The following is a 20,319-nucleotide window of genomic DNA, read 5'->3' on the forward strand; positions in this document are numbered from 1 at the left end:
CGAGCCGTGGGTATCCAGAAGCTGAGCATCGCTGGATTCCGCTCATTGCGTGACGTGACATGGCAGCCTGGCCGGCTGAACGTCGTCATCGGTCCCAATGGTTCTGGCAAGTCCAACTTGCTTCGTGCGCTCGCGGTGCTCCAGAGAAGCGCGCTGGGCGAGTTGCCTCAGGAGGTACTGAGGTGGGGTGGCATCGGTCCTCTCCTCTGGGACGGCTCGGCGCAAGAGATCTCCTGGACGGTGAAGACGGACCCGCTCGGCGAAGCACGAGACCGCGTCAAGGAGGCGCTGACGTACGAGCTGCGCCTCCGGAGGCTCGGTGGGACGAGCGCGTACAGGATCGAGCATGAGCAGCTGGCGAACTATCATCTCAAGGACATTGGCCAGAAGGCTGAACCGAAGAAATTCCTCGAGAGGCGTCCTGGCCACGCGGTGATGTTCGATGCTCGGGAGCGCAAGCTGGCCGCGCACGATGGAAGCGTGCCCGACGACCAGACGCTGCTGTCACTCTTGGCAGGACCGTTCGGGAGCGCGCAGGTGCTGGGGTTCCGCGACGTGTTATCGGGCTGGTCGATCTACCATGATGTGCACGTCGATCAGCAGGCGCCGCTCAGGCAGGCCGCCGTGGCGAGGATGGAGCGCCGTATCGCCGCGGACGGGCAGAACCTCATCCCGGTGCTCCACACGCTCTACACGGGGAGCCGCGATTTCAAGAGGGTGGTGGATGACGCGATGCGCGCCGCGTTCGGCCAGGATTACGAGGAGCTCGTCTTCCCGCCGGCGGCGGACCAGCGGGTACAGCTCCGTGTCCGGTGGAGGTCTCTGCGAACAGAGCAGTCGGCCGCAGATCTGTCGGACGGCACGGTCCGCTTTCTCCTTCTGGTCGCCATCCTCGCGAGCCCCAGCCCCGCCGATTTCATCGCGATCGACGAGCCGGAGGTCGGTCTCCACCCGAGCATGCTGCCCATCGTGGCGGAGCTCGCTGTCGACGCGGCCGAGCGTTCCCAAGTCGTCTTTACCACGCACTCCGACCAGCTCCTGGATGCGTTCGCCGGGGAGCCTCCAGTGACCACGGTGGCGCGCTGGCAGGACGGTGAGACACGTCTATCGATCGTCGATGGGGATGAGCTCCGCAGGTGGCTCGATCAATACACGCTGGGCGCGCTGTTCCGCTCGAGAGAGCTCGAGGGGATGGTATGGAGATCGTCCTCTTCGTCGAGGGCCACACCGAGAAGGCGTTACCTGAGTTCCTGAAGCGGTGGCTCGACCCGCGGGTGCCGCAGCCCATAGGCATCAAGACTGTTCGCTTCGACGGTTGGCCCAATTTCTATGACGAGATCGCCAAAAAGGTGGAGCTGAACTTGACCGGCAAAACGGGCGCGGGTGTCGTGGGAGCCGTCGGCGTGCTCGATCTGTACGGCCCGACCATCTATCCTCCGGACAGGACCACGGTGCACGAGCGATACGCATGGTTCAAGAAGGATATCGAGAGCAAGGTGCGGAATCCGAGGTACCGTCAGCATTTTGCGGTACACGAGACGGAGGCATGGCTGCTGTCCAGTCCCTCGATTCTTCCAGCGGAGGTGCGCGGCGCACTCCCGGGCAAGTGCGCGCAGCCGGAGACGGTCAACTTCGACATGCCGCCCGCGAAGCTCCTCGATCGCCTTTATCGCGAGAAGCTGAAGAGGGGATACAAGAAAGTGATCGACGGCACCAACCTGTTCCGGACGCTCGATCCCGGCGTCGCTTACGACAAGTGCCCGCACCTCAAGCTCCTTTTGGACGACATGCTGGCGATGGCGCGCAGCGACTGAATGGCGGGACGCCGATCCGAGGCCTCCTCGGACAGTTCTCCAAGGCGTCACCACGCAAAGCGTGAAGTCGTCCCGGTCACATCCCGACGACATCTTGCGCGCCCCCCACCGCCTCTTGGCCAGGCCTGCCGATTTTCGACTAGAATAGAGGGTCCCTTTCCGCGAGGCCTCATGCGCGGCGCACCCACCGCTGTTGTTATCCTCCTCTCTTTTGCGGTCGCCGCGTGCGACCAGGCCGCGCCCCCGTCCGAGGCGCCACGCGATCCGGCCGCCGCCCAGCCGCTCGTCGCGGCGGTGACCCCGGTGATCTCCGCCGTCACCTGGCCGCCGGCCGCCTCGGTCGACCGGGCCGCGCTCGCGGCGCTCCCGGAGACCGCGGCCCACGCCGCCAGGACCTCGCGGGTCCCGGTGCTCGTGCCGTCCCAGCGCGAGCTCCTCGCGGCGCCGGTCCTCGTCGCCAGGGAGCACTGGACCTCGTTCTGGGCAAAGACGGACGCGATCACCGTCTCGCTCACAATGACCCGCCTCGCGCACAAATATCCGAGCATTCCACCGTTCCGGGGGGCCCGCGCCGTGCGCGGGGCGCCGGCGTTCGTCACGATGAACGAGGGTATCTGGAGCGCGTCGTGGATCGAGAACGGCGTCTCGTACGCGCTCGACGTCGAGTGCGCCTCCCCGGAGGCGCCGGCGTGCGCCTCGGACGCGCTCGTCCTCGAGCTCGCCTCGGAGCTCGTCTATGTGGGCGGCGACGAGCCCAGGGCCGCCGGAGACATGCCATGATCGCGCCGCTGCGCCCGCTGCGCCCCCGCTCCGCCGCGCTGGCCTCGCTGATCGCGACAGCCGCGCTCGCGGTCGCGCTCGCGCTCCCGACGCGCGCCGCCGCGGCCGATCCGTTCTCGTACCGCCCGGCCGGCGAGCTCCTCCCAGGCTCGGGAGAGGGGCGCGTCGACGACATGGTGTATGCCGCCTCCATGCGCTTTCCGCTCGAGGAGGGCCCGGCGTTCGCCAACTCCCAGGTCTACAGCAAAGGCGGGAGCGCGGGCCCTGCCGGTGGACAGTGCGACGCGGACAACTACGCCTATCCGTGGCGCGACAACTACTGCGAGCTGCGCTCGTGGGATATGCCTCTCTGCCCCTCCGGCACAGGGCACCAGGGGCAGGACGTGCGGCCGGCGACGTGCGAGGCGGGGAGACACTGGGTCGTCGCGGTGGTGGACGGCACCATCACGAGCGTCGGCAGCTACTCTGTCTACCTGACCGGCGAGGACGGGACTCGCTACGACTATCTGCACATGTCCGATGTCCAGGTCTCGCCCGGCCAGGACGTGTCGCGCGGAGAGCGCATCGGGCGGGTGTCCAACGTCTTCGGGGGCACGCCGACGACGATTCACCTGCACTTCAACGTGCGGCAGTCCGTGAGCGGCGTCGGCGTGGTCTACGTGCCGCCCTACACATCGCTCGTGGCCTCGTACGAGGCGCTGCTCAACAAGCCCCCCGAGGGCGCCCTCGAGACCGCCGGCTGCAGCGGTATCGCGGGGTGGGCCCGCGACCCGGACGCGGAGAGCGCGCCGGGCGACGCGCGGCTCTACTTCGACGTCCCCGCGACCGAGGCGGGCGCGGAGGGCTACAGCTTCCCCGCGGACCTGCGCCGCGACGACCCGTGCGAGCCGCTCGGCTCGTGCACGCACGGCTTCGAGGCGCCGATGCCGCTCAGCCTGCTCGGGGGCGAGCACGCGGTCCACGCCTACGGGGTCGACGCGCTGAGCGGCGAGGAGGTCGAGCTCGAGGGGAGCCCGAGGGCCCTCGAGTGCCCGCTCGATCTGCCCTCCGGCGTGAGGCGGCCGCTCGGCGGCGACGGCGCGCTGGGCGCCTGGGGGTTCTCGCGGTTCTGGGACGTCGCCAGCGCGCCGGACCCGGCGCTCCAGGCGCTGCCGGAGGGCGACGCGTTCCCGTCGTCGCCGCTGCTCGTGCGCGGCGACGACGGCGCGGCCTCCCTCTGGCTGATCGACGGCGCCGAGCGGCGGGCCGTGCCGGACGCCGAGGTGGCCGGCGCGTGGAATCTCGATCCGGACGGGGCTGTCGAGTGGCCGGCCGCGAGGCTCGCCGCGTTGCCGCTCGGGCCGGCGCTGCGGCCGCGCCCGTTCCTTGTGCAGGGCTCCGGGCCGCTCTACGTCATCGACGCGCCGCCGCTGCCGGGCGAAGCCGGCGGCGCGGGCGCCGGTGGGGCTGGCGAGGCCGGCTCCGGGGGCGCTCCGGCTGGAGACGTGGAGGAGGGCGCACACGGCACGAACGTCGGCGTTCACGGGCAGCTGCGCTGCGAGTGCGGCGCAGCCGGCGCAGGCGCCGCGGGCTCTGCCGGAGCGGGCTGGCAGCTCGGGCTCTTCGCGGCGGCGCTCGGCGCGGCCCGCACGCGGCGGCGCTCGGCGCGACGCGCGAGCGCGCCGCGTGAGGGCAGGCCGGCTCAGCCTTCGTGGATCTTGATCCCGGGGATCGACCGGAGCGCGCTCGCGTCCTCGACCCGAGAGCCCTCGAGGTAGACGTTCTTCAGGCTCTTGAGCTCCCGCAGCGGCGACACGTCGCTCACCCGCGTCCGCTTCATCTGGAGCATCTCGAGCTTCTTCAGGCCGGCGAGCGGGCTCACGTCGGTCACCTCGGTCTCATCGAACTGGAGCTCGGTGAGGCTGGTGAGGCCGGCGAGCGGCGAGAGGTCGGCGACGGGCGTGCGGCCGATGTCGAGCCGGTCGAGCTTGACAAGGCCGGAGAGCGGCGAGAGGTCCTTGACCAGGGTCGCCGAGATGCGCAGCGACTCCAGCCGCAGCAGGCCCTTGATCGGGCGGAGGTCGTCGATCTTGCCCGGCGGCAGGTAGAGCCCTTTGAGGCCCGTGAGCTCGGGGAAAATGCACGGATCGAGCTCGTCGAGCCCCTGGGCCTCGGACAGGTTCATGGTCTTGATGTTCTTGAGCTCGGCGCGCTTGATCGGCCCCTCGGGCTTCTGGAGCTGCTGCCGCACCCTGGCCTCGAGCGCCGGATGAGAGAAGGTCACCGGATCGCTCTTGGTGCACACCACGTCTTGCTTCTTCGGCGGCGCGCTGGCCGCCGCCGCGGGGCTCGCGGCAGGAGGCGCGTCGGCGGGCTTCACCGCGGAAGGCGCGGCCGAAGCCGCCCCCGCAACGGGCTTCTGGGGCTCGTCGCAGCCGAGGAGGAGAAGGGCGATGCCAAGGGATGCAAGGACGAGAGGGCGAATCATCGCCGCGATGATACACGAGACGACGCAGGAAGGCCGCGTCTTCTAAAGGGCGCTCGCGCGCTACAGCGGCAACAGCAAAAGCCCTTGTCGCGAGTCGAGCTGCTCGGAGAACCAGTCCCGGTGGCGCCGCTCCACCGCGAGCGAGTGCCGGAGGACGTCGCGCGCGCGCTCGGAGAGGCCTTCACGGAACGATATCATCCGCTCGTAAGCAGCGCAGCTGTCCTCCTCGTAATGCCTCATCGCCTCGAGGATCGCCCGATCTCCGACCATCCCGTTCGTCAGCGCCTTGCTCTTCAGCTTGGGTCGGACGGCGCTCTCCACCGGCGGCTCGCCTAGCTCGTGGGCCAGGGCGGCGAGCACCTCGAGGTGACGCTCGTGATCGTGAAGGAAGCTCGCGAGCCGGCTCTTGTCGCCTGGTCGGCTCATCCGCGAGAGCGCTGCTGCGAGCGCGTCCACCGTGGACCAATTGAGCTCGATCAGTTCGGTCAAGGACCCGATGAACGCGGCTTCGCCGCCGATCACGGACGCCATGGAATATCGCTCCTCTCCTCGCGGAAGCGGACCGCCCGCGTGAAGAGGGAGGTGGGCGGGTGCTTCTCCAGGCCTTCGATGCTCGCAAGCCCGGTGCCGGGGCCCGCCTGTGCAGCCGCTATCCATCGCTGCGCGCGCGTCGTCCAGGAAACCCGCGGTTCTCCACGCTTGTCGCCCGCCGCCGCGCCCGAGACGGCCCTCTCCAGGGCCTGCGCTCGAGGGGATGCGAAGACTCAACCCAGATCGAGGCCACGGCCCCGCGACGCCGGGTCGAGCGCGCGCCGGACCAGGACGGAGCCGTGGCGTGCCGGGGCGCAATCGGCGCGTGCTCGCGCCGCACCAGGCAACGAAGCGCGAGCACGTCCTGGACATGAGCGCACCTCCGCATGAAGCGCGGAGGCGGCGTCGTCCAGGTCAGGCTCAGGAGGCGGCGTTGTCCAGGTCAGGATCAGGAGAGGAGAGGTGGACTTCGGTCGAGAGCGCCCCGGCCCCGCGCTCGACGGAGATGCCGCTACTTCTTGCCAAAAAGGCCGCCGAGCGAGCCTGCGAGGCTGCCGACGTCGAGGTTGGCGATGGCGGGGGCCGCCGCGCCGAGCGCGGTGTCGACGTGGGCGGCGAGCGGCGCGGGGAGCTTCTCTTTGAGGAAATTGACCACCGTCTCCACGGCCACGCGGGCCTTGTCTTCCGAGATGCCAACCTTCTCTGCGACCTGTCGTACCAGCTCGTCCATGGCCTCGACGCTCATCCTTTCTGCGCGAGCCGCGCATCCGGGGCGAGCATCCACGCGCCGATCGGCGCCGGCAAGGGAATTCGGCGCCGCGCGCTGCGCGCTGCGCGCTCGACGACGTGGCCCCTCGCACGCCCCTCGCACCAGCGCGGCGGCATGTGCTCTCGTGGTGAGCCGCATCGTGGTGGGCCCCGCGCGACAATCCCCCTGGGCATTTCGTAAAGAGTATTGTTGAATCAGGGGATCTCGGCTTGGCCGGTGCGGGTGAGGAGGGAGAACCATGTCTGGGTCCGCGAGTCACGGACCTGCGCTCCTCGTCGAGCTCACCCGGACGGACGGTTTCCTCTGCATGGCTGCGTGAAAGGAGCGAGGCGTATGTCGAAATTCCGCTTGAGCCGACGTGCCATGCTGCGAGGCGCCGGCGCCATCGCCGTCGCGCTCCCGTGGCTGGAGATCATGGGAACCGAGCGCCCGGCGCGCGCGCAGCCCGCCCCCGCCCGGCGCTTCCTCGCTGTCTACACGCCCGGCGGGACCTTGATCGACCGCTGGCGTCCGACCGGCACCGAGACGAGCTTCACCCTGGGCCCCATCCTGGCGCCGCTCGCGCCGGTGCAGGACCGGCTGCTCGTCGTCGACGGCCTCGACATGAAGAGCGCGCGCGGGGAGCAGCACCAGTGCGGGATCATCGCCTGGCTCACGGGCACGGATCAGATGACCACCTCGACCGGCTACGCGAGGGGGCCGTCCATCGATCAGGTGATCGCCTCCCGGATCTCCGACGGTCAGAAGGCGAAGGCGAGCGTCCAGCTCGCGGTGCGCTGGGCGACGGGCAAGTCCCACGGCCTGATGTCGCCGATGAACATCGCCAACTTCGAGGACACCGCGCCGTACAGCCCCATCCCGCCGCGCATCGATCCGGTGGAGATCTTCACCGAGCTCTTCGGCACGCTGGACCCCGGCGCCAGCAACGACGCCGCCCTCCGCCTCGCGCGGAAGCGATCGATCCTCGACTACCTCGACCGGCGCTACGCCGGCCTCTCCGCGCGGCTCGGCGCGGCCGACAAGCAGAAGCTCGACCAGCACCTGACGAAGATCCGCGAGATCGAGCAGAGCCTCGGCAGCACGCCGGCTGCGACGAGCGCTTGCCGGGCCCCGATGATGGTCGACACGTCCGACTACAACCCGAGCGCGGGGCTCAACGCGGACGACCCCGGCTCGATCGTGGACAGCTCGACCGACGCGGCGATCCCCAAGGTGGGCAAGCTGATGACGGACATGCTGGTGATGGCGCTCGCCTGCGACATCACCGCGGTCGGCACCCTGCAGTGGAGCGACACCGAGGCGAAGTACACGTTGCCGTGGCTGAAGCTGACCGAGCACCACCATTTCTACCAGGAAATGGGCGGCTTCAGGCCGGCCGAGTGCGAGCTCATCTACACCTGGTACTCGGAGCAGCACCTCTATCTCTTGCAGGAGATGGAGAAGGTCGACATGGGCGGGCACTCGCTGCTCGACGAGAGCGTCGTCTTCTTCGGCTCCGAGATCTCGGATCCGCCGACCCACAGAAAGACGGACATGCCGTTCCTGCTGGCAGGCGGCGGCGGGGGCCTGCGCACCGGGCGCTGGGTCCGGTACCCGAACCTCCCGCACAACAACCTGCTCGTCTCGATCTTGAACCTGTTCGGCGACCCCCGGACCACGTTCGGCTTGCGTGAGTACTGCACCGGGCCGCTCACGAACCTCACGTAGGCATTTCGCGCGATGCCTGGCCTGGCGATGCGGTCCTTGAAACGCCTCTCGCCGGAGGTTCCCTATACCTCCCGCTCGAGCGCACGCACGAGGAGCGGCGCCACCGAGTGCAGCGCGCCGGGCGCATCGGCGAGCTGCTGGCTGCCAGGGTGCGAGTCGGTCCCGAGCAGCGTCGTGAACACGGAGGCCTTCCTGATCTTCTCGAGCGAGTCGCCCGGCAAGACGAGGTGGCTCGCGACGGCGTGGACCTTGGATGCGCCGGCGGCGAGGTAGGCGCGCCCCGCCTGGACGAGCGATGAGCCGGTGCGGACCATGTCATCGTAGATGACGACCTCGCGGCCCGAGACATCGGCGTTGATGCCGGTCACGCCGACGCCGTCGCCTCTCCGCTCCTTGTACACGAACGCCGGCTCGACGCCGAGGCCGCGGGCGAGGCTCTGCACCCACTTGGCCCGACCGGCGTCCGTCGCCGCCAGCACGTACGGGCGATCGCCCATCAGCTCGCGGACCGCCTGCGTGATGAGCGGAGCGCCGTAGAGGTGGCGCGTCACGTGCGAGTCGCTGAAGTAGAACTCGATGCCGTCGGTGTGCAGATCGAAGAGGAAGATGCGCGTGCCCGCGTCGCACGAGGGGATCGCCGAGATGAGCCGCGCCCGCGTCTTCGCGGTCACCACCTCGCCCGGCTTCACGGCCCTCTCCATGGTCGCGTAGCCGAAATAAGGCATCACGATGGAGAGCGACCGCGCGCCTGCGCGCGAGATGGCGCAGCCGAGATCGTAGATCTCCAGCCAGTCGAGGTCCCGGGGGGCGCCGCCGAGCAGGACCACGTCGCGCCCCCAGCAGTCGACCGCGACGCGCAGGTAGCGCTCGCCGTCGGGGAAGCTCTTGCGCTCGACGAGGCCGCGCTCGAAGTCGCCCGCGGCGAGGAAGGCAGGCTCGAGGTAGCTGTACGAGCTGATCGTGATGAGCAGGCGCCGCTGGCTCATCGCGCACCTCGGCGGGTCGTCCGGGCCGGAGCGGCGGGCCCTCGGCGCGCGCCCCGGGCAGCAGCGGCCTTCGCCGCCCTCGCGAACGGCGCAGGCTTCCCTGTCTTCGCGGACGGCGCGGCCTTCTCTGCCCTCGCGAACGGCGCGGCCTTCCCTGCCTTCGCGGACGGCGTAGCCTTCTCTGCCCTCGCGAACGGCGCAGCCTTCCCTGCCTTCGCGGACGGCGCAGCCTTCTCTGCCCGCGCGGACGGCGCGCCCACGCTGGCGAGGACGCTCTTCAGGTGGGACTCCGCGCCTGGTTCACTGGGAAAATCGACGGGATCGGGGAGATCTTTCATCTGCACGACGTCGCATCCTGCTTCACGCGCGGCCTCGTGCAAATGACGCCGGAACCTGGCGCGCGCGATGCCGCGGTGGTTGGTGCAGGCGAGCAGCCTGCCGCCCGGGGCGAGCACGCGGAAGGCGAGCGCTGCGAGCGCGCCGAAATCGCTCGCCGCGCTGAAGCGGCTCTTCTTCGTGGTCGCGAAGCTCGGCGGATCGAGCACGACAAGGTCGAAGCGCCGGCCCGACTGGGCGGCGGCCTTCAGCCACGGGAACACGTCGGCCTCGACCACGACGTGCGCCGCCGGGTCCGCGCCGATCGCGGCGAGGTTGTCGCGCGCCCAGGCGACCACGCCCCGGGACACGTCGACCGTCACGCTCTCGCGCGCGCCGCCCGCCACGGCCGCGACGGTGAACGCACCCGTGTAGGCGAACAGGTTCAGCACCCGGGCCCCCCGGGCCAGCTCCCGCACCCGCCGCCGGTTCTCGCGCTGATCGAGGAAGATGCCGGTGGAGAGCCCGTCGCCGAGCCGCACCTTGAACGGCAAGCCGTGCTCGAGGACGGTGAACTCCTCCGGGGCGTCCTCCCCCCGGCTGGCGTGCCGCGGCGCGAACTCCTCGCGCCGCGCGTCGACGATGACGCTCGCGTGCTTCGGGCGCGCCTTGAGGTAGACGCCCTTCGCCCCGAGCCGGTGGGCCGCGTCGAGCACGAGGTCCCGCGGGGGCGCGCCCGGCTCGCCCTCGCCCGCGCCGAACAGCGACACGACGAGGTGCTCGCCGTACAGGTCGACGGAGACGGAGGGGAGGCCGTCGCCCGCGCCATGGACGAGCCGGAGCGCCGTTGTGTCGCCGGCGCGCGCGATCCCGTACCGCCGCTCGGCGGCCTCGCGCATGGCGCGCTCGACGGCCGCGACGCCGTCTGCGTACGGATCCGCCGGCGCGGCCGCGAGCCACGCCTCGAAGGCCGCGGGCACCTGCGAGCGGAAGCTCGCGGCCGCGCCCGTGGCCGGGTGATCGAGGCGGAGCTCGGCGGCGTGCAGGAGCAGGCGCGGGGCCTCGGGGCCGCCGTAGAGCGGATCGCCGGCGATCGGGAGGCCGATCGCCGCGAGCTGCACCCGGAGCTGATGGGTGCGGCCGGTCTCGGGCTGGAGCTCGAGCAGGGCGCGGTCGCCGCGGCGCTCGAGGAGGCGGTAGCGGGTGATCGCCAGCACGCCGCTCGCGGCCCGATCCTCCCGCCCCGCGGCCCGATCCTCCCGCTTCGCGGTCCGATCCTCCCGCCCCGCGGTCCGATCCTCCCGCCTCGCGGCCCGATCCTCTCGCCTCGCGGCCCGATCCTCCCGCCCCGCGGCCCGATCCTCTCGCGCCCCGCCGGTCTCGGCGAGCGCGCGCATCGCACCTCCCGGCGCCGGGACGAGGCGGTGCCGGAGGGTGCCGCGCGGCGGGCGATCGCCGAAGCCGGAGACCGCGGCGACGTACGTCTTCTGCACCGTGCGCCCCTCGAACTGGCGCGCGATGGCCGCGTTCGCCTCGCGCCGCCGCGTGAACAGGAGGACGCCCGACGTGTCGCGATCGAGCCGCTGGTGGATCCCGAGGTACGCCTCCGCGTCGCCCCGGCCGCGGAGGAAGGCGCGGAGGCGCGTCACCATGTCGTCGATCCGCTCCGCCTCCGGCGCGTGCGTCGACAGGCCAGCCGGCTTGTCGACCACGATGAGATCGCCGTCCTCGGCGAGGATCCACTCCGGATGGATGTCGGGAAAGAGCTCCGAGAGCGAGAGGCGCGGGGTCATCAGTTCTGCTTGACGTCGGTGCCGGGCGGCGCCGTGAACTGGAACTCCGCCGGATCGATCGACGCGGGCTGCGACGCGTTCTCGAAGTCGAACCGGTTCCGGTTGCCCTGCGCGTCGACGATGAGGACGCGGCGCACGACGCCCGGATCCTTCTTCGCGAGGAGCGCCTTGTCGATATAGAACATCACGAATTCATAGTGGGGAGTCGGCGCCCGCGGCTTGCCGACGAGCACGGGGCCGCCCTCGAACTTCGCCTTCTCGTTGAAGGTGAACGTGAACGACGGCCGGAGCCCGTGGCCCATGAGGAACGAGAGGGCGCCCGGATACTCCGAGTTCTGCACCGGCGTGACGAACATCTGCCGGTCCTCGGCGACGTAGATCTTGAGCGACACGCCGTCGGACACGATGCGGTTCTGGTTCGGCGGATCGTAGCGAAACGAGATCCTGTCCGGCTTCTGGACCGACAGCGTGCCGCTCTGCTTCTTGACGGCCCCCGAGACCTTCTGCGTGTGCTCCTGCTTGAAGCGGGCAGAGTACGTCTTCTTGCCCACGAAGATCGCGTCGACCTCGGCCGCCACGGCGTCCGCGGATCCCGCCGCGGCGGGCGGCACTGCGGGCGGCTCCGACGTGCCGGGCGCGGGCGCGGAGGTCGCCGCCGTCGCCTCGGCGCGCCCGCCGCCCGCGTCGCGCTCTGCCGCGTCGCCGGCGAGCGGCCCCGCGTCGCGCCCCGCCGTCGCGGCGCCCGCGTCCTCGCGCTTCCGGCCCGCGTCCTCCGCCGGCGCGCCCGCGTCGGCCGACGCACGACCGCCCGCCGCGTCCGTCGTCACTGGAGCGCCCGCGCCGTCAGCCGCCGTGGGGGCGCTCGCCTGAGGCGGCGCGTCGGCCGGCTGCGGCGGCGCGTCGGCCGACTGCGGCAGGGCCGGCGCGGCGGCGGAGGGCGAGGCGTCGGGCGCCGCGCCGACGGGAGCGGGCGGCGCGTCGCAGGCCGCCACGACCAGGGCAGCGGCCGGGACGAGGGCGACGAGGCGGAGGCGGTTCATCGAAGAGCTCGCTTTCAAGGAGAGTGCGTCGCGTGTTCTAGGACAGGTAGGGCCGAGGTGGTAGCGCCGACCTCCACCGCCCCGGGGCCCGGGCCGACCGCATCGACCGCGCTCTCGCATCGTCGCGGGGGGCGGCTCGCGGCCGTCGTCGCTCGAAAAATGGGCCACGCCGAGGGCAGGGACGCCGACGCTCGCCGCAGCGCGCCGAGGGACGCCGGAGATCCCCAGGGCGGCGGAACGACGGCGCGACGGCGATGGGCGCGATGGGTGCGATGGGTCAGCGGAGCGGCGGACCCCTGCCGGAACGGCGGAACGGCGGAACGGCGGGGTGGACACGCGCTGGCGACGAGGTCGTCATGAGCACCCGGGGCGAGACCATGTCTTGACCCCTATTTCCACGTAGCCCAAACTCTCCGGCCGCATGCGCGCCGGCACTCCCTCCCTGATCGATGCGTCGTCGCTCATCCTGATCCTGGACGTCTCGCGCAAGCTCGCGGCGCCGTGCGATCTCACCGAGCTGCTCGAGCTCATCATCAAGACGGGGCGGGAGGTGATAGGCGCCGACCGCGGGAGCGTCTTCCTCTACGACGAGGAGGCCAAGGAGCTTTACTCCCGTGTCGCCACGGGCGAGGCCCAGATCCGCGTCAGCATCGACAAGGGCATCGCCGGGGAGTGCGCGCGCAAGCGCCAGACGATCCTCGTCGACGACTGCTATTCCGACCCGCGGTTCAATCAGGAGATCGACCGCCGTACGGGGTATCACACGAAATCCCTCATCACGGTGCCGCTCATCGGGCTCGACGACAAGCTCGTCGGCGTGCTCCAGATGCTGAATTCGAAGGCGGACCACTTCGGCCCCGACGAGCGCGACGTCGCCGAGCTGCTCGCGGCGCAGGCGGCCGTCGCCGTGCAGCGCACGCTCCTGCTCGAGGAGCGCATGATCAAGCTGAAGCTCGAGCACGACCTCACCATCGCGCGCGACATCCAGCAGAACATCCTCCTGCGGCGGCTGCCGCGCTGCCCCGGATACTCGCTGTCGGCGTTCAGCAAGCCGGCGGACGACACCGGCGGCGACATCTACGATGTCATCCGGCTCGAGGAGCGCGCGGACATGTCGCCGATGCTCCTGCTGCTCGCCGACGCGGCCGGCCACGGCATCGGCCCCGCCCTCAGCGTGACCCAGTTCCGCGCGATGCTCCGCATCGGCCTGCGCCTCTCGGCCGACATGGACGCGCTCATGCACCATGTGAACCAGCAGCTCATCGAGGACCTGCCGAACGACCGCTTCATCACGGCGTTCCTCGGGATCCTCGACCCGACGACGCACCAGCTCCGCTTCCACGCGGCCGGGCAGGGGCCGCTGCTCCACTACCGGGCGGCCGAGGGCCAGGTCGTGTGGCGCGATCCATCGACCGTCCCGCTCGGCATGTTCAAGGATCTCGACCTGCCCCCGACGCCGCCCCTCGTGATGGCGCCGGGCGATCTCCTCGTGCTGCTGACCGACGGCTTCTACGAGTACCAGGACGCCGCCGGGCAGGTGTTCGGCAAGGAGCGCGTCGGCGAGCTCATCCACCGCCTGCACGCGCGCCCCACGTCCGACATCCTCGGCGCGCTCCTCGCCGAGGTGCGCCGCTTCGCCGGCTCGGCCAAGCAGATCGACGACCTCACGGCGCTGCTCGTAAAGCGGGACGCCTAGAGCTCGGCTCGGGTCCGGCGGGGGCGTCCGGGGGTGCCTGCTTGACCTGCTCGTCGGCATCCAGGACATGGGCGCCGCGGGGCTCACCTCGTCGTCGGTCGAGATGGCGGGCCGGAGCGGCAGCGGCCTCGACCACAACCTCGACCTCGTGCCGCGGCGCGCGGCTCGACCTCGTGCCGCGGCGCGCGGCCCGGCTCACGCCGTCGTGCCGCGGCGCGCGGCCCGGCTCACGCCGTCGTGCCGCGGCGCGCGGCCCGGCTCACGCCGTACGAGATGCGACCGCCTCACCATCGACGCGGGCGGCGGCGAGGGGATCGACGTCGAGCTCCGCGCCCTGCGCGAGGCGCGCGATCGGTGCCTCGAGCCCATCGTGGGGCGATAGCTCACGGGGGCGCCTGCGGGCGTTCGGTTCCGTGGCTCCGCGGTTCCGCGCGCCCGCGCGGCGCCTTCGCCTATACTCGGAGCATGAAGCGCTGGCTCCCGCTCGGGCTCATCGGCGCCGGCGCCGTCCTCGGCGCGGCGGCGCTGCTGCTCTCGCCCTCCGAGGAAGAGCGGATCCGCGAACGGCTCACCCAGCTCGAGGACGCGGTGCGCATCGACGAGGGCGAGCGGAATCCGCTGGTGCGCCACGGCCGCATTCGCGGTGAGTTCGCCGAGATCTTCGCGAAGGAGGCGAGCGCCCGCATCGCCGAGATCGGCGACAGCCTCCGCGGCCGCGACGAGCTCGCGAACGCGGCGACCCAGGCAGCGGTCGTCTATCAGACCGCGGATGTGAGCCTGGGTGGCACGGAGATCCAGATCGACCCGGCCGGCATGACGGCGGAGGTGACCGCCACCGCGACGGTCACGGGCGCCCGGCATGGGCAAGAGGTCCGGCGCGACGAGCTGCCCGTAGCGTTACGGCTCGAGAAGATCGACGGCGAGTGGAAGATCGTCTCTGCCACCGTCCACCCCAGGCAAGCCCCTGGCGACGAGGGCCGCTGATAACCGCGCTCAGACTCGAGACGCGACGGGCCACGAACTTCGCGGCCTCCGGCTAAGGCATCTCCTTAGATTCTTCGGAGAGTTCACACGGCGACGGGGAGACGGGGAGGAGATCTTCGAATACTCCCTATCTCCTCGCCTCGCTGTTCAATTTTCCGTTGAAAAAGGCTGTAGCTAAGGGAGTTCCTTAGGGCGTCGAGGACACGCCAGGAGAGCGCTCGTGCGCACAAAAAAAAAGAAAGGCCGGTCGGGAAGAACCCGCCGGCCTGAGGCCCGCATTCGCGGACCCACCGGGACCGCACAGGAGCGCCGGTGGAGGGAGATCCACCGGAGTCCTGGGAAGGCCCACGATCAGAAGAAACAAGTCAGGAAAGCAATACGAAGCGCAATCAAGTAAAGAGCGAAGACAAAGCGAAGACGGGCGGGAGGCTAAGACAAATCAAGAAGCCAGTCAAACCGAAAGAAGAAGCTGAAGCAAAGAACGAAGCGCAATCCGGAATCGAACGGGCAAGATCAAGCGAAGCAGGGGAGAAGCTGAAGCGAAGCGCGAAGCAGCGTCAACATCGAGAGCGGCACAACAGATAAGAAAAGCTCCAACCGAAATCTGACAAGCTGATCAGGATGAGCCAACGCAACGGGCGACGCGGGTCGCGCGTACTTCGGCCATCCCTCCTCAATCGCCTCGTAAGGCGTCTGTCGACACGTGAACCGAAGCTCTCCGCCGGCACCGGCGACAAGTCAATCAAGGAGCCCGATACCGCAAGGGCCATGGCATTCGGGTGACGGCGGGGTCGCGATCGCTCGGCTTGCGCCGCCGCTCTCCTCGCTCGGCGTCCCCCCGAAGACTGAGGCTTGTATTGCGAAGGTCATGCCAGGGGTCATCCCCTTCGAGTCCGCATGAAACAGGACGACGAGCAGGGGCGACATCTGGCGGATACATAGAGCAACCGGCGGGCCAACGGCGGAGGCGCCGCGGTCCTGGCGCCCAGCAGCCAAAATTGCCGCTGAAACCCACCCTCCGATGCGCGCGCGCAGGCCCGGAGGCCAGCACCGGTCATACATTTCCGCAGGGACTGGTCCGATCCAGGGATGGGTTCAGATCCAGAACGCAGAGTTTACCTGGACGTGAATATGTTCATCCTCGAGCAGCTGGACGCCTTGCGCTGCACTGTGGAAGCGTAGAAATGCAACAGGGCAGGACGACTCCGATCGACGCTTTGCGTCGTATCTCGACGACGTGCTCCCCGCCAAAGGCGCAGCGCGCTACGCAGCGCAGCCCGCGATACGCAGCGCGGCGCGCAGCTCACCGCACATGGGGCGCAGCGCACGGCGCACGGCGCAGCTCGCTGCACATCCGGCAGAGCTCGCGGCACACAGCGCAGCTCGCTGCACACGGCACAGCTCGCGGCACATCCGGCAGAGCTCGCGGCACACAGCGCAGCTCGCAGGGCTACTTGCAGCCGGCCTGAATCAACGGCTCGACAACCCCGGCGATGTTCTCTTGGGGCGCCGAGAATCTGTGGCGCTCGAGCTTCCGCAAGGCGCCCAGGAACCTGGGCCAGCTGCCGCCGCAGGTCGCGAGCAGCGCCCGGAGCTCCGGAGTCCCCGAGTTGTAGACACGGAACTGCACGAGCGACGCGTTGTTGATCGGACGGCGCGCGCCGATGTCGGCCTTGAGCCGCGCCAGCACCGCGTCCTTCTCCGCCCGCTTCTCGGCGTCGGGCGCCGCGGACGCATACAGCCGATTGAGGTGGACGTAGGCCGCGTGCAGCGCGCGCGTCCGCACCTCGCTCCTCTCCAGCTCCCTCATGTAGGCCGTCTTCTCCGCGGAGAAGGGGCCCACCCGCTCGTCCAGGTAGTGCTTGGTCAGCTCGTCCCCGACGAAGCTCGCGAGGCTCTCGTTCAACCTCGTCTGCCCCTTCACGTACAGCGTCGCGTGCAGCGACTCGTGGAGCACCACGTTGGCGAGGTCGCCGAGCGCCTCGTCCCCGTCCGAGATCATCGTGGACAGGACCGGATCCTCGAGCCAGCCGAGCGTCGAGTAGGCGCCCGCCGGACGCACGTCGACGTCCCAGCCGGCCGCCTTGAGCGGCGCCGCGAACGCCTTGGCATCCTGGAGATGGAACCACCCCATGTAGGGGACGGTACCCACGATAGGAAAACTCCATGTCTTCGAGCGGAACCGGAGCGGCTCACACGCGCTCACCACCCAGACGGCGGCTGGGCGATCGAGCTCGACATACGTCCTGTAATTGCCGGTCGGGGTCAGCCCGTGGCGCTCACCGAAGCGCTTGATGTGCGGGACCTCGCGCAGCAACGCGCGCGTCCGCCACGGCTTGCGGGCGTCGAAGGCGGCGTCCTCGAGCGACTCGGCGCGCCAGGCCATCGAGAGCTGGCCGGCGCCCGCCTGCGCGATGTAGCGGGCCTGTGTACACGATGCGAGCAGGAGACAGAGCGCGACGAGCCCCGCGGCGGCGCAGACCATGCGCGCCGCGGAGCGAGGGCGCGACACGGACCACGAGGGCGCGGCGCCGCGACGGGCGCTGGCCGCAAGCCTTTCGCTCATCCTCTAGCTGATAGCTGGCCGCGCGTGCTTAACAAGCTCTTCCGCGCAGAGGACGCGCGTCCCGCGTGTGCCGGTGGAGCGCGCGGGGCCGCGCCCGGCCGATCAGGACGGCAGCGCCGCCCCCCACGAACTGAGCTGCACGGCCGGGACGATCGGCGCGCGTTCCCGCAGAGAGGGCTCCTCCGTGGCATAGAGGGGCTCGCGTGCGAGCGGGTAGTCGCGCGGCGCCCCGTTCGACAGCACCATCTGGATGGCGCCCAGGTGCCCGCTGCGGAACGCGGCGGCCGCGCACGCGAGATAGAACTCCCACGTCCTCATGAAGGCGCCGTCGAAGCCGGTGATCCGCTCGATCTTCTCCCTGTTCTCCAGGAAGTTACGGCGCCAGCAGCGCGCCGTGAGCGCGGAGTGGCGCCGCAGGTTCTCCGCGTCGAGCACGTCGAGGCCGCGCGTCGAGGCGCGCGTCGCCATCCCGTGGAGCGAAGGAGGCCAGTACCCCGGGAAGATGTGCTTTTGCAGGAAGGGGTCAGTCCGCGACGACTCCTGCTCTCTCGTGACGCTCTCGAGCACGCACACGCCGCCCGGGGCGAGCAGCGCCTTCACCCTGTCATAGAACACCTCGATACGTCGCTCGCCGGCATGGCACATCGAGCCCAGGGAGACGAGCCGGTCCCACCGCGGCTCGTCCTCGAGCTCGTCGCAGCTCATCACGCGGACCTCGACAGGGAGCCGCCGCGCCGCCGCCTGCTCGCGGATGTACCTCGCCTGGTTCTCGCAAAGGGTGATGCCGAGGCACTGCACCCCGTACGCCTCCGCGGCGTGGAACATGAGGTGCCCCCACCCGCAGCCGAGATCCACGAGCCGGTGCCCGCGCCGGAGCGCGAGCTTCCGCGCGACGAGGGAGATCTTGTGCGCCTGCGCGTCGTCGAGCGTCTCGCCCGGAGAGCTGAAGTAACCGCACGACGTCTGGAGGCGCCTGTCCAGGTAAAGAGGGTAAAAGTCGTTGCCTAGCCCATAGTGACGCTCGACGGCCAGCCTCTCGCGCTTCGCCGCCCCGGAGAGCAGCCCGAGCCGGAGCGCGTCGAGCACGCCCGAGAGGCCGCGGTCGAACGACGACGACGCGGGCACGAGGCGCGGCAGGCGCGCCTCCACGGACCGAGCGAGCTGGAACAGGCCGGCGAGCGAGTCCTCGAGATCTCCCTCGAACGTGACCTCGCGCCGGACATACGCCTCACCGAGGCCGAGCGTGCCCCGGAACGCCGTCTCGCAGAGCGACCGACGCGTCCTGAACGTCACGGCGAACTCGGGCGCGCCCGCGCCGAAGCGCAGCCGCTCGCCGCCCCAGAAGCGCAGCTCGAACGGGGTCCCGCCGTGGCGCTCCAGCAGGCGCGACGCCGCTTCCTTGAACCGACGAGACCACGGCGGCATTTCGCCCTTCCTGACGATGAACATCGGACCCCCTCCGCGGCCCCCCGGCCGCCCGACGAGCTGACCCGAGCTGCGCTTTCCCGTCAAGCGACATGTCATCCATGCAAAAGCCATCACAACGAGTCACAGAACGCCCACAGCGGCCGGCGGACACCCCGGACACGCGGTGTCGTCAGGGACAGGAGGAACGCAGTGGCTGGCTCGCTCATAGCACCGCAGTGCTGTTCGGGAGAGTCCCGACAACATGCTCGCGTGTCCGGGATGTTTCATGTTCCAGACGAAGGAGGGAAATCGGGAAGATGATTCGAATTTCTCCCTACCTTCCTGGTCGTGTTCCTGGTCGCGTGACGTACCCATCCGCTGTGCGCGCTGCACCCCCTCGCGCCCGGTGCGCGCCTGTGCTCCATCCCACCCGGGAAGCGCTCCGCTCCGTCGCGGCCGGGCGCGCAGGACGGCCTCGCGCCGCTCGCGCCGGGCACGCGCTGCGCTCCCTCGCGGCCGGGGCGCGGTCCGTGGTACGCAGGCCGGCCCGTGGACACGCCCAGCGATCCTCCCGCCGCCCCGCGAGACCCGCCGCCGCCCGCGCGGCGCGCAGGGAAGGCCGGCAGCGGTGAGCTCGTGTTCACGCGCGTCGGAGCGCGCACCGTGCTCGAGAAGGCGCTCGCCAGGAGCCCGCTCAGGCTGCTCGCTCCGAAGAACCACGGGCAGGCAGCGTGGGTGTTCGTCGCGAGCTTCGGCGGCGGCCTCGTCGGCGGCGACGAGCTCCACCTCCACGCGCGCGTCGGGCGCGGGGCCGCCGCGCTGCTCAGCACGCAGGCCTCGACCAAGGTCTACCGCTCGCCCCTCGGCAGCCGCCAGCGCTTCGAGGCCGAGGTCCAGGGAGGCGGGCTCCTCGTCGCGATCCCCGATCCGGTCGTCTGCTTCGCGGGCTCGCGGTACGAGCAGGACATCGACGTCGCGCTCGCCGACGACGCGTCGCTCGTGCTCGTCGACGCGCTGTCCTCGGGCCGGAGCGCGCGGGGCGAGCGCTGGGCGTTCGACAGGTACGCGTCGCGCATCCGGGTGAGCCGCGGCGGGCGGGCCGCGCTGCTCGACGCGACGCTGCTCGATCCGGCGCACGGCGCGCTCCCCGAGCGCATGGGGCGCTTCGACGCCCTCGCGACGCTCGTCGCGCTCGGCCCGCGCGCGGCCAGCGCGGCGGAGGCGCTGCTCGCGCCGCGGCCGCCGCCCGAGCGGCGCGCCGAGCTCGTCGCGTCGGCGAGCCCGCTCCGGGGCGGCGGCGCCGTCGTGCGCGTCGCGGGCACGAGCGTCGAGCGCGTCTCCGGCTTCCTCCGCGGCGCGCTCGGCTTCCTCGCGGGTGAGCTCGGTGATGATCCGTTCGCACGAAAGTGGTAGCTTCGCGCCGCGCCGGCGACGCCGCGGCGTCACCGCGCCGGAGAGAGGGCG

At 70.5% G+C, this 20,319-nt stretch carries 17 protein-coding genes; 9 read left to right on the plus strand and 8 right to left on the minus strand.

Going from position 1 to position 20,319, the window contains the following annotated elements:
* Positions 1-6 precede the first annotated feature (6 nt).
* From WMF29_RS34685 to WMF29_RS34700, 4 genes are all read left to right on the plus strand, one after another.
* Entirely contained in the window at positions 7-1,254 is a 1,248-nt protein-coding gene (locus WMF29_RS34685; RefSeq protein ID WP_437324387.1) for an AAA family ATPase, read from the plus strand.
* Positions 1,197-1,814 carry a DUF4276 family protein gene (locus WMF29_RS34690; RefSeq protein WP_437324388.1) on the plus strand — a complete coding sequence of 206 codons (618 nt, stop codon included), beginning with the start codon at positions 1,197-1,199 and terminating at the stop codon, positions 1,812-1,814. The genes WMF29_RS34685 and WMF29_RS34690 overlap by 58 nt, the downstream gene beginning before the upstream one ends.
* Before the next feature lie 171 nt (positions 1,815-1,985).
* Complete coding sequence (locus WMF29_RS34695) at positions 1,986-2,594, plus strand: hypothetical protein (RefSeq protein WP_437324389.1); 609 nt, start codon at positions 1,986-1,988, stop codon at positions 2,592-2,594.
* Complete coding sequence (locus WMF29_RS34700) at positions 2,591-4,351, plus strand: M23 family metallopeptidase (RefSeq protein ID WP_437324390.1); 1,761 nt, start codon at positions 2,591-2,593, stop codon at positions 4,349-4,351. The genes WMF29_RS34695 and WMF29_RS34700 overlap by 4 nt, the downstream gene beginning before the upstream one ends.
* Here the strand turns inward: WMF29_RS34700 and WMF29_RS34705 are convergent.
* From WMF29_RS34705 to WMF29_RS34715, 3 genes are all read right to left on the minus strand, one after another.
* Positions 4,276-5,061, minus strand: a complete 786-nt coding sequence (locus WMF29_RS34705; protein ID WP_437324391.1) for a leucine-rich repeat domain-containing protein — start codon at positions 5,059-5,061, stop codon at positions 4,276-4,278. The genes WMF29_RS34700 and WMF29_RS34705 overlap by 76 nt on opposite strands.
* Before the next feature lie 60 nt (positions 5,062-5,121).
* The gene (locus WMF29_RS34710; RefSeq protein ID WP_437324392.1) at positions 5,122-5,592 is read right to left on the minus strand and encodes a ferritin-like domain-containing protein; all 471 of its coding nucleotides are present in this window, start codon (positions 5,590-5,592) and stop codon (positions 5,122-5,124) included.
* 511 nt (positions 5,593-6,103) lie between these two features.
* A complete protein-coding gene (locus WMF29_RS34715) occupies positions 6,104-6,337 on the minus strand; it encodes a hypothetical protein (RefSeq protein WP_437324393.1) in 234 nt (77 codons plus the stop codon).
* Between the two features lie 387 nt (positions 6,338-6,724).
* Here WMF29_RS34715 and WMF29_RS34720 point away from each other — a divergent pair, with 387 nt between their 5' ends.
* Positions 6,725-8,068, plus strand: coding sequence for a DUF1552 domain-containing protein (locus WMF29_RS34720; protein ID WP_437324394.1), 1,344 nt, complete (start codon positions 6,725-6,727; stop codon positions 8,066-8,068).
* 62 nt (positions 8,069-8,130) lie between these two features.
* Here the strand turns inward: WMF29_RS34720 and prs are convergent, their stop codons facing one another.
* Genes prs through WMF29_RS34735 form a run of 3 tightly spaced genes read right to left on the minus strand, consistent with a single transcriptional unit; the run spans position 8,131 to position 12,202 of the window.
* Entirely contained in the window at positions 8,131-9,054 is a 924-nt protein-coding gene (gene prs, locus WMF29_RS34725) for a ribose-phosphate diphosphokinase (RefSeq protein ID WP_437324395.1), read from the minus strand.
* Entirely contained in the window at positions 9,051-11,162 is a 2,112-nt protein-coding gene (locus tag WMF29_RS34730) for a class I SAM-dependent methyltransferase (protein WP_437324396.1), read from the minus strand. Before WMF29_RS34730 ends, prs begins: the two co-directional genes overlap by 4 nt.
* Positions 11,162-12,202, minus strand: a complete 1,041-nt coding sequence (locus tag WMF29_RS34735) for a LolA family protein (protein WP_437324397.1) — start codon at positions 12,200-12,202, stop codon at positions 11,162-11,164. Before WMF29_RS34735 ends, WMF29_RS34730 begins: the two co-directional genes overlap by 1 nt.
* 421 nt (positions 12,203-12,623) lie before the next feature.
* On the opposite strand from WMF29_RS34735, the gene WMF29_RS34740 reads away from it, so the two are divergent.
* The 3 genes from WMF29_RS34740 to WMF29_RS34750 all read left to right on the plus strand — a co-directional run bounded on the left by WMF29_RS34740 (position 12,624) and on the right by WMF29_RS34750 (position 14,882).
* A complete protein-coding gene (locus tag WMF29_RS34740; RefSeq protein ID WP_437324398.1) occupies positions 12,624-13,898 on the plus strand; it encodes a SpoIIE family protein phosphatase in 1,275 nt (424 codons plus the stop codon).
* Between the two features lie 67 nt (positions 13,899-13,965).
* Complete coding sequence (locus tag WMF29_RS34745; protein WP_437324399.1) at positions 13,966-14,280, plus strand: hypothetical protein; 315 nt, start codon at positions 13,966-13,968, stop codon at positions 14,278-14,280.
* 83 nt (positions 14,281-14,363) lie between these two features.
* Positions 14,364-14,882 (plus strand): nuclear transport factor 2 family protein, encoded by a 519-nt coding sequence (locus WMF29_RS34750; protein ID WP_437324400.1) that lies wholly within the window; start codon positions 14,364-14,366, stop codon positions 14,880-14,882.
* A 1,450-nt stretch (positions 14,883-16,332) separates the two neighbouring features.
* On the opposite strand, the gene WMF29_RS34755 is transcribed toward WMF29_RS34750, so the two are convergent.
* Both WMF29_RS34755 and WMF29_RS34760 read right to left on the minus strand, forming a co-directional pair.
* On the minus strand, positions 16,333-17,448 hold the full coding sequence (locus WMF29_RS34755) for an aminopeptidase (protein WP_437324401.1): 1,116 nt from the start codon (positions 17,446-17,448) through the stop codon (positions 16,333-16,335).
* Between the two features lie 102 nt (positions 17,449-17,550).
* On the minus strand, positions 17,551-18,897 hold the full coding sequence (locus tag WMF29_RS34760) for a class I SAM-dependent methyltransferase (RefSeq protein WP_437324402.1): 1,347 nt from the start codon (positions 18,895-18,897) through the stop codon (positions 17,551-17,553).
* Between the two features lie 507 nt (positions 18,898-19,404).
* On the opposite strand from WMF29_RS34760, the gene WMF29_RS34765 reads away from it, so the two are divergent.
* Positions 19,405-20,268 (plus strand): urease accessory protein UreD, encoded by an 864-nt coding sequence (locus WMF29_RS34765; protein WP_437324403.1) that lies wholly within the window; start codon positions 19,405-19,407, stop codon positions 20,266-20,268.
* The last annotated feature ends 51 nt before the right edge of the window (positions 20,269-20,319 follow it).

This window comes from Sorangium sp. So ce381 (assembly GCF_051473845.1).
In the GTDB taxonomy this organism is placed as follows: Bacteria; Myxococcota_A; Polyangia; order Polyangiales; family Polyangiaceae; genus Sorangium; species Sorangium atrum.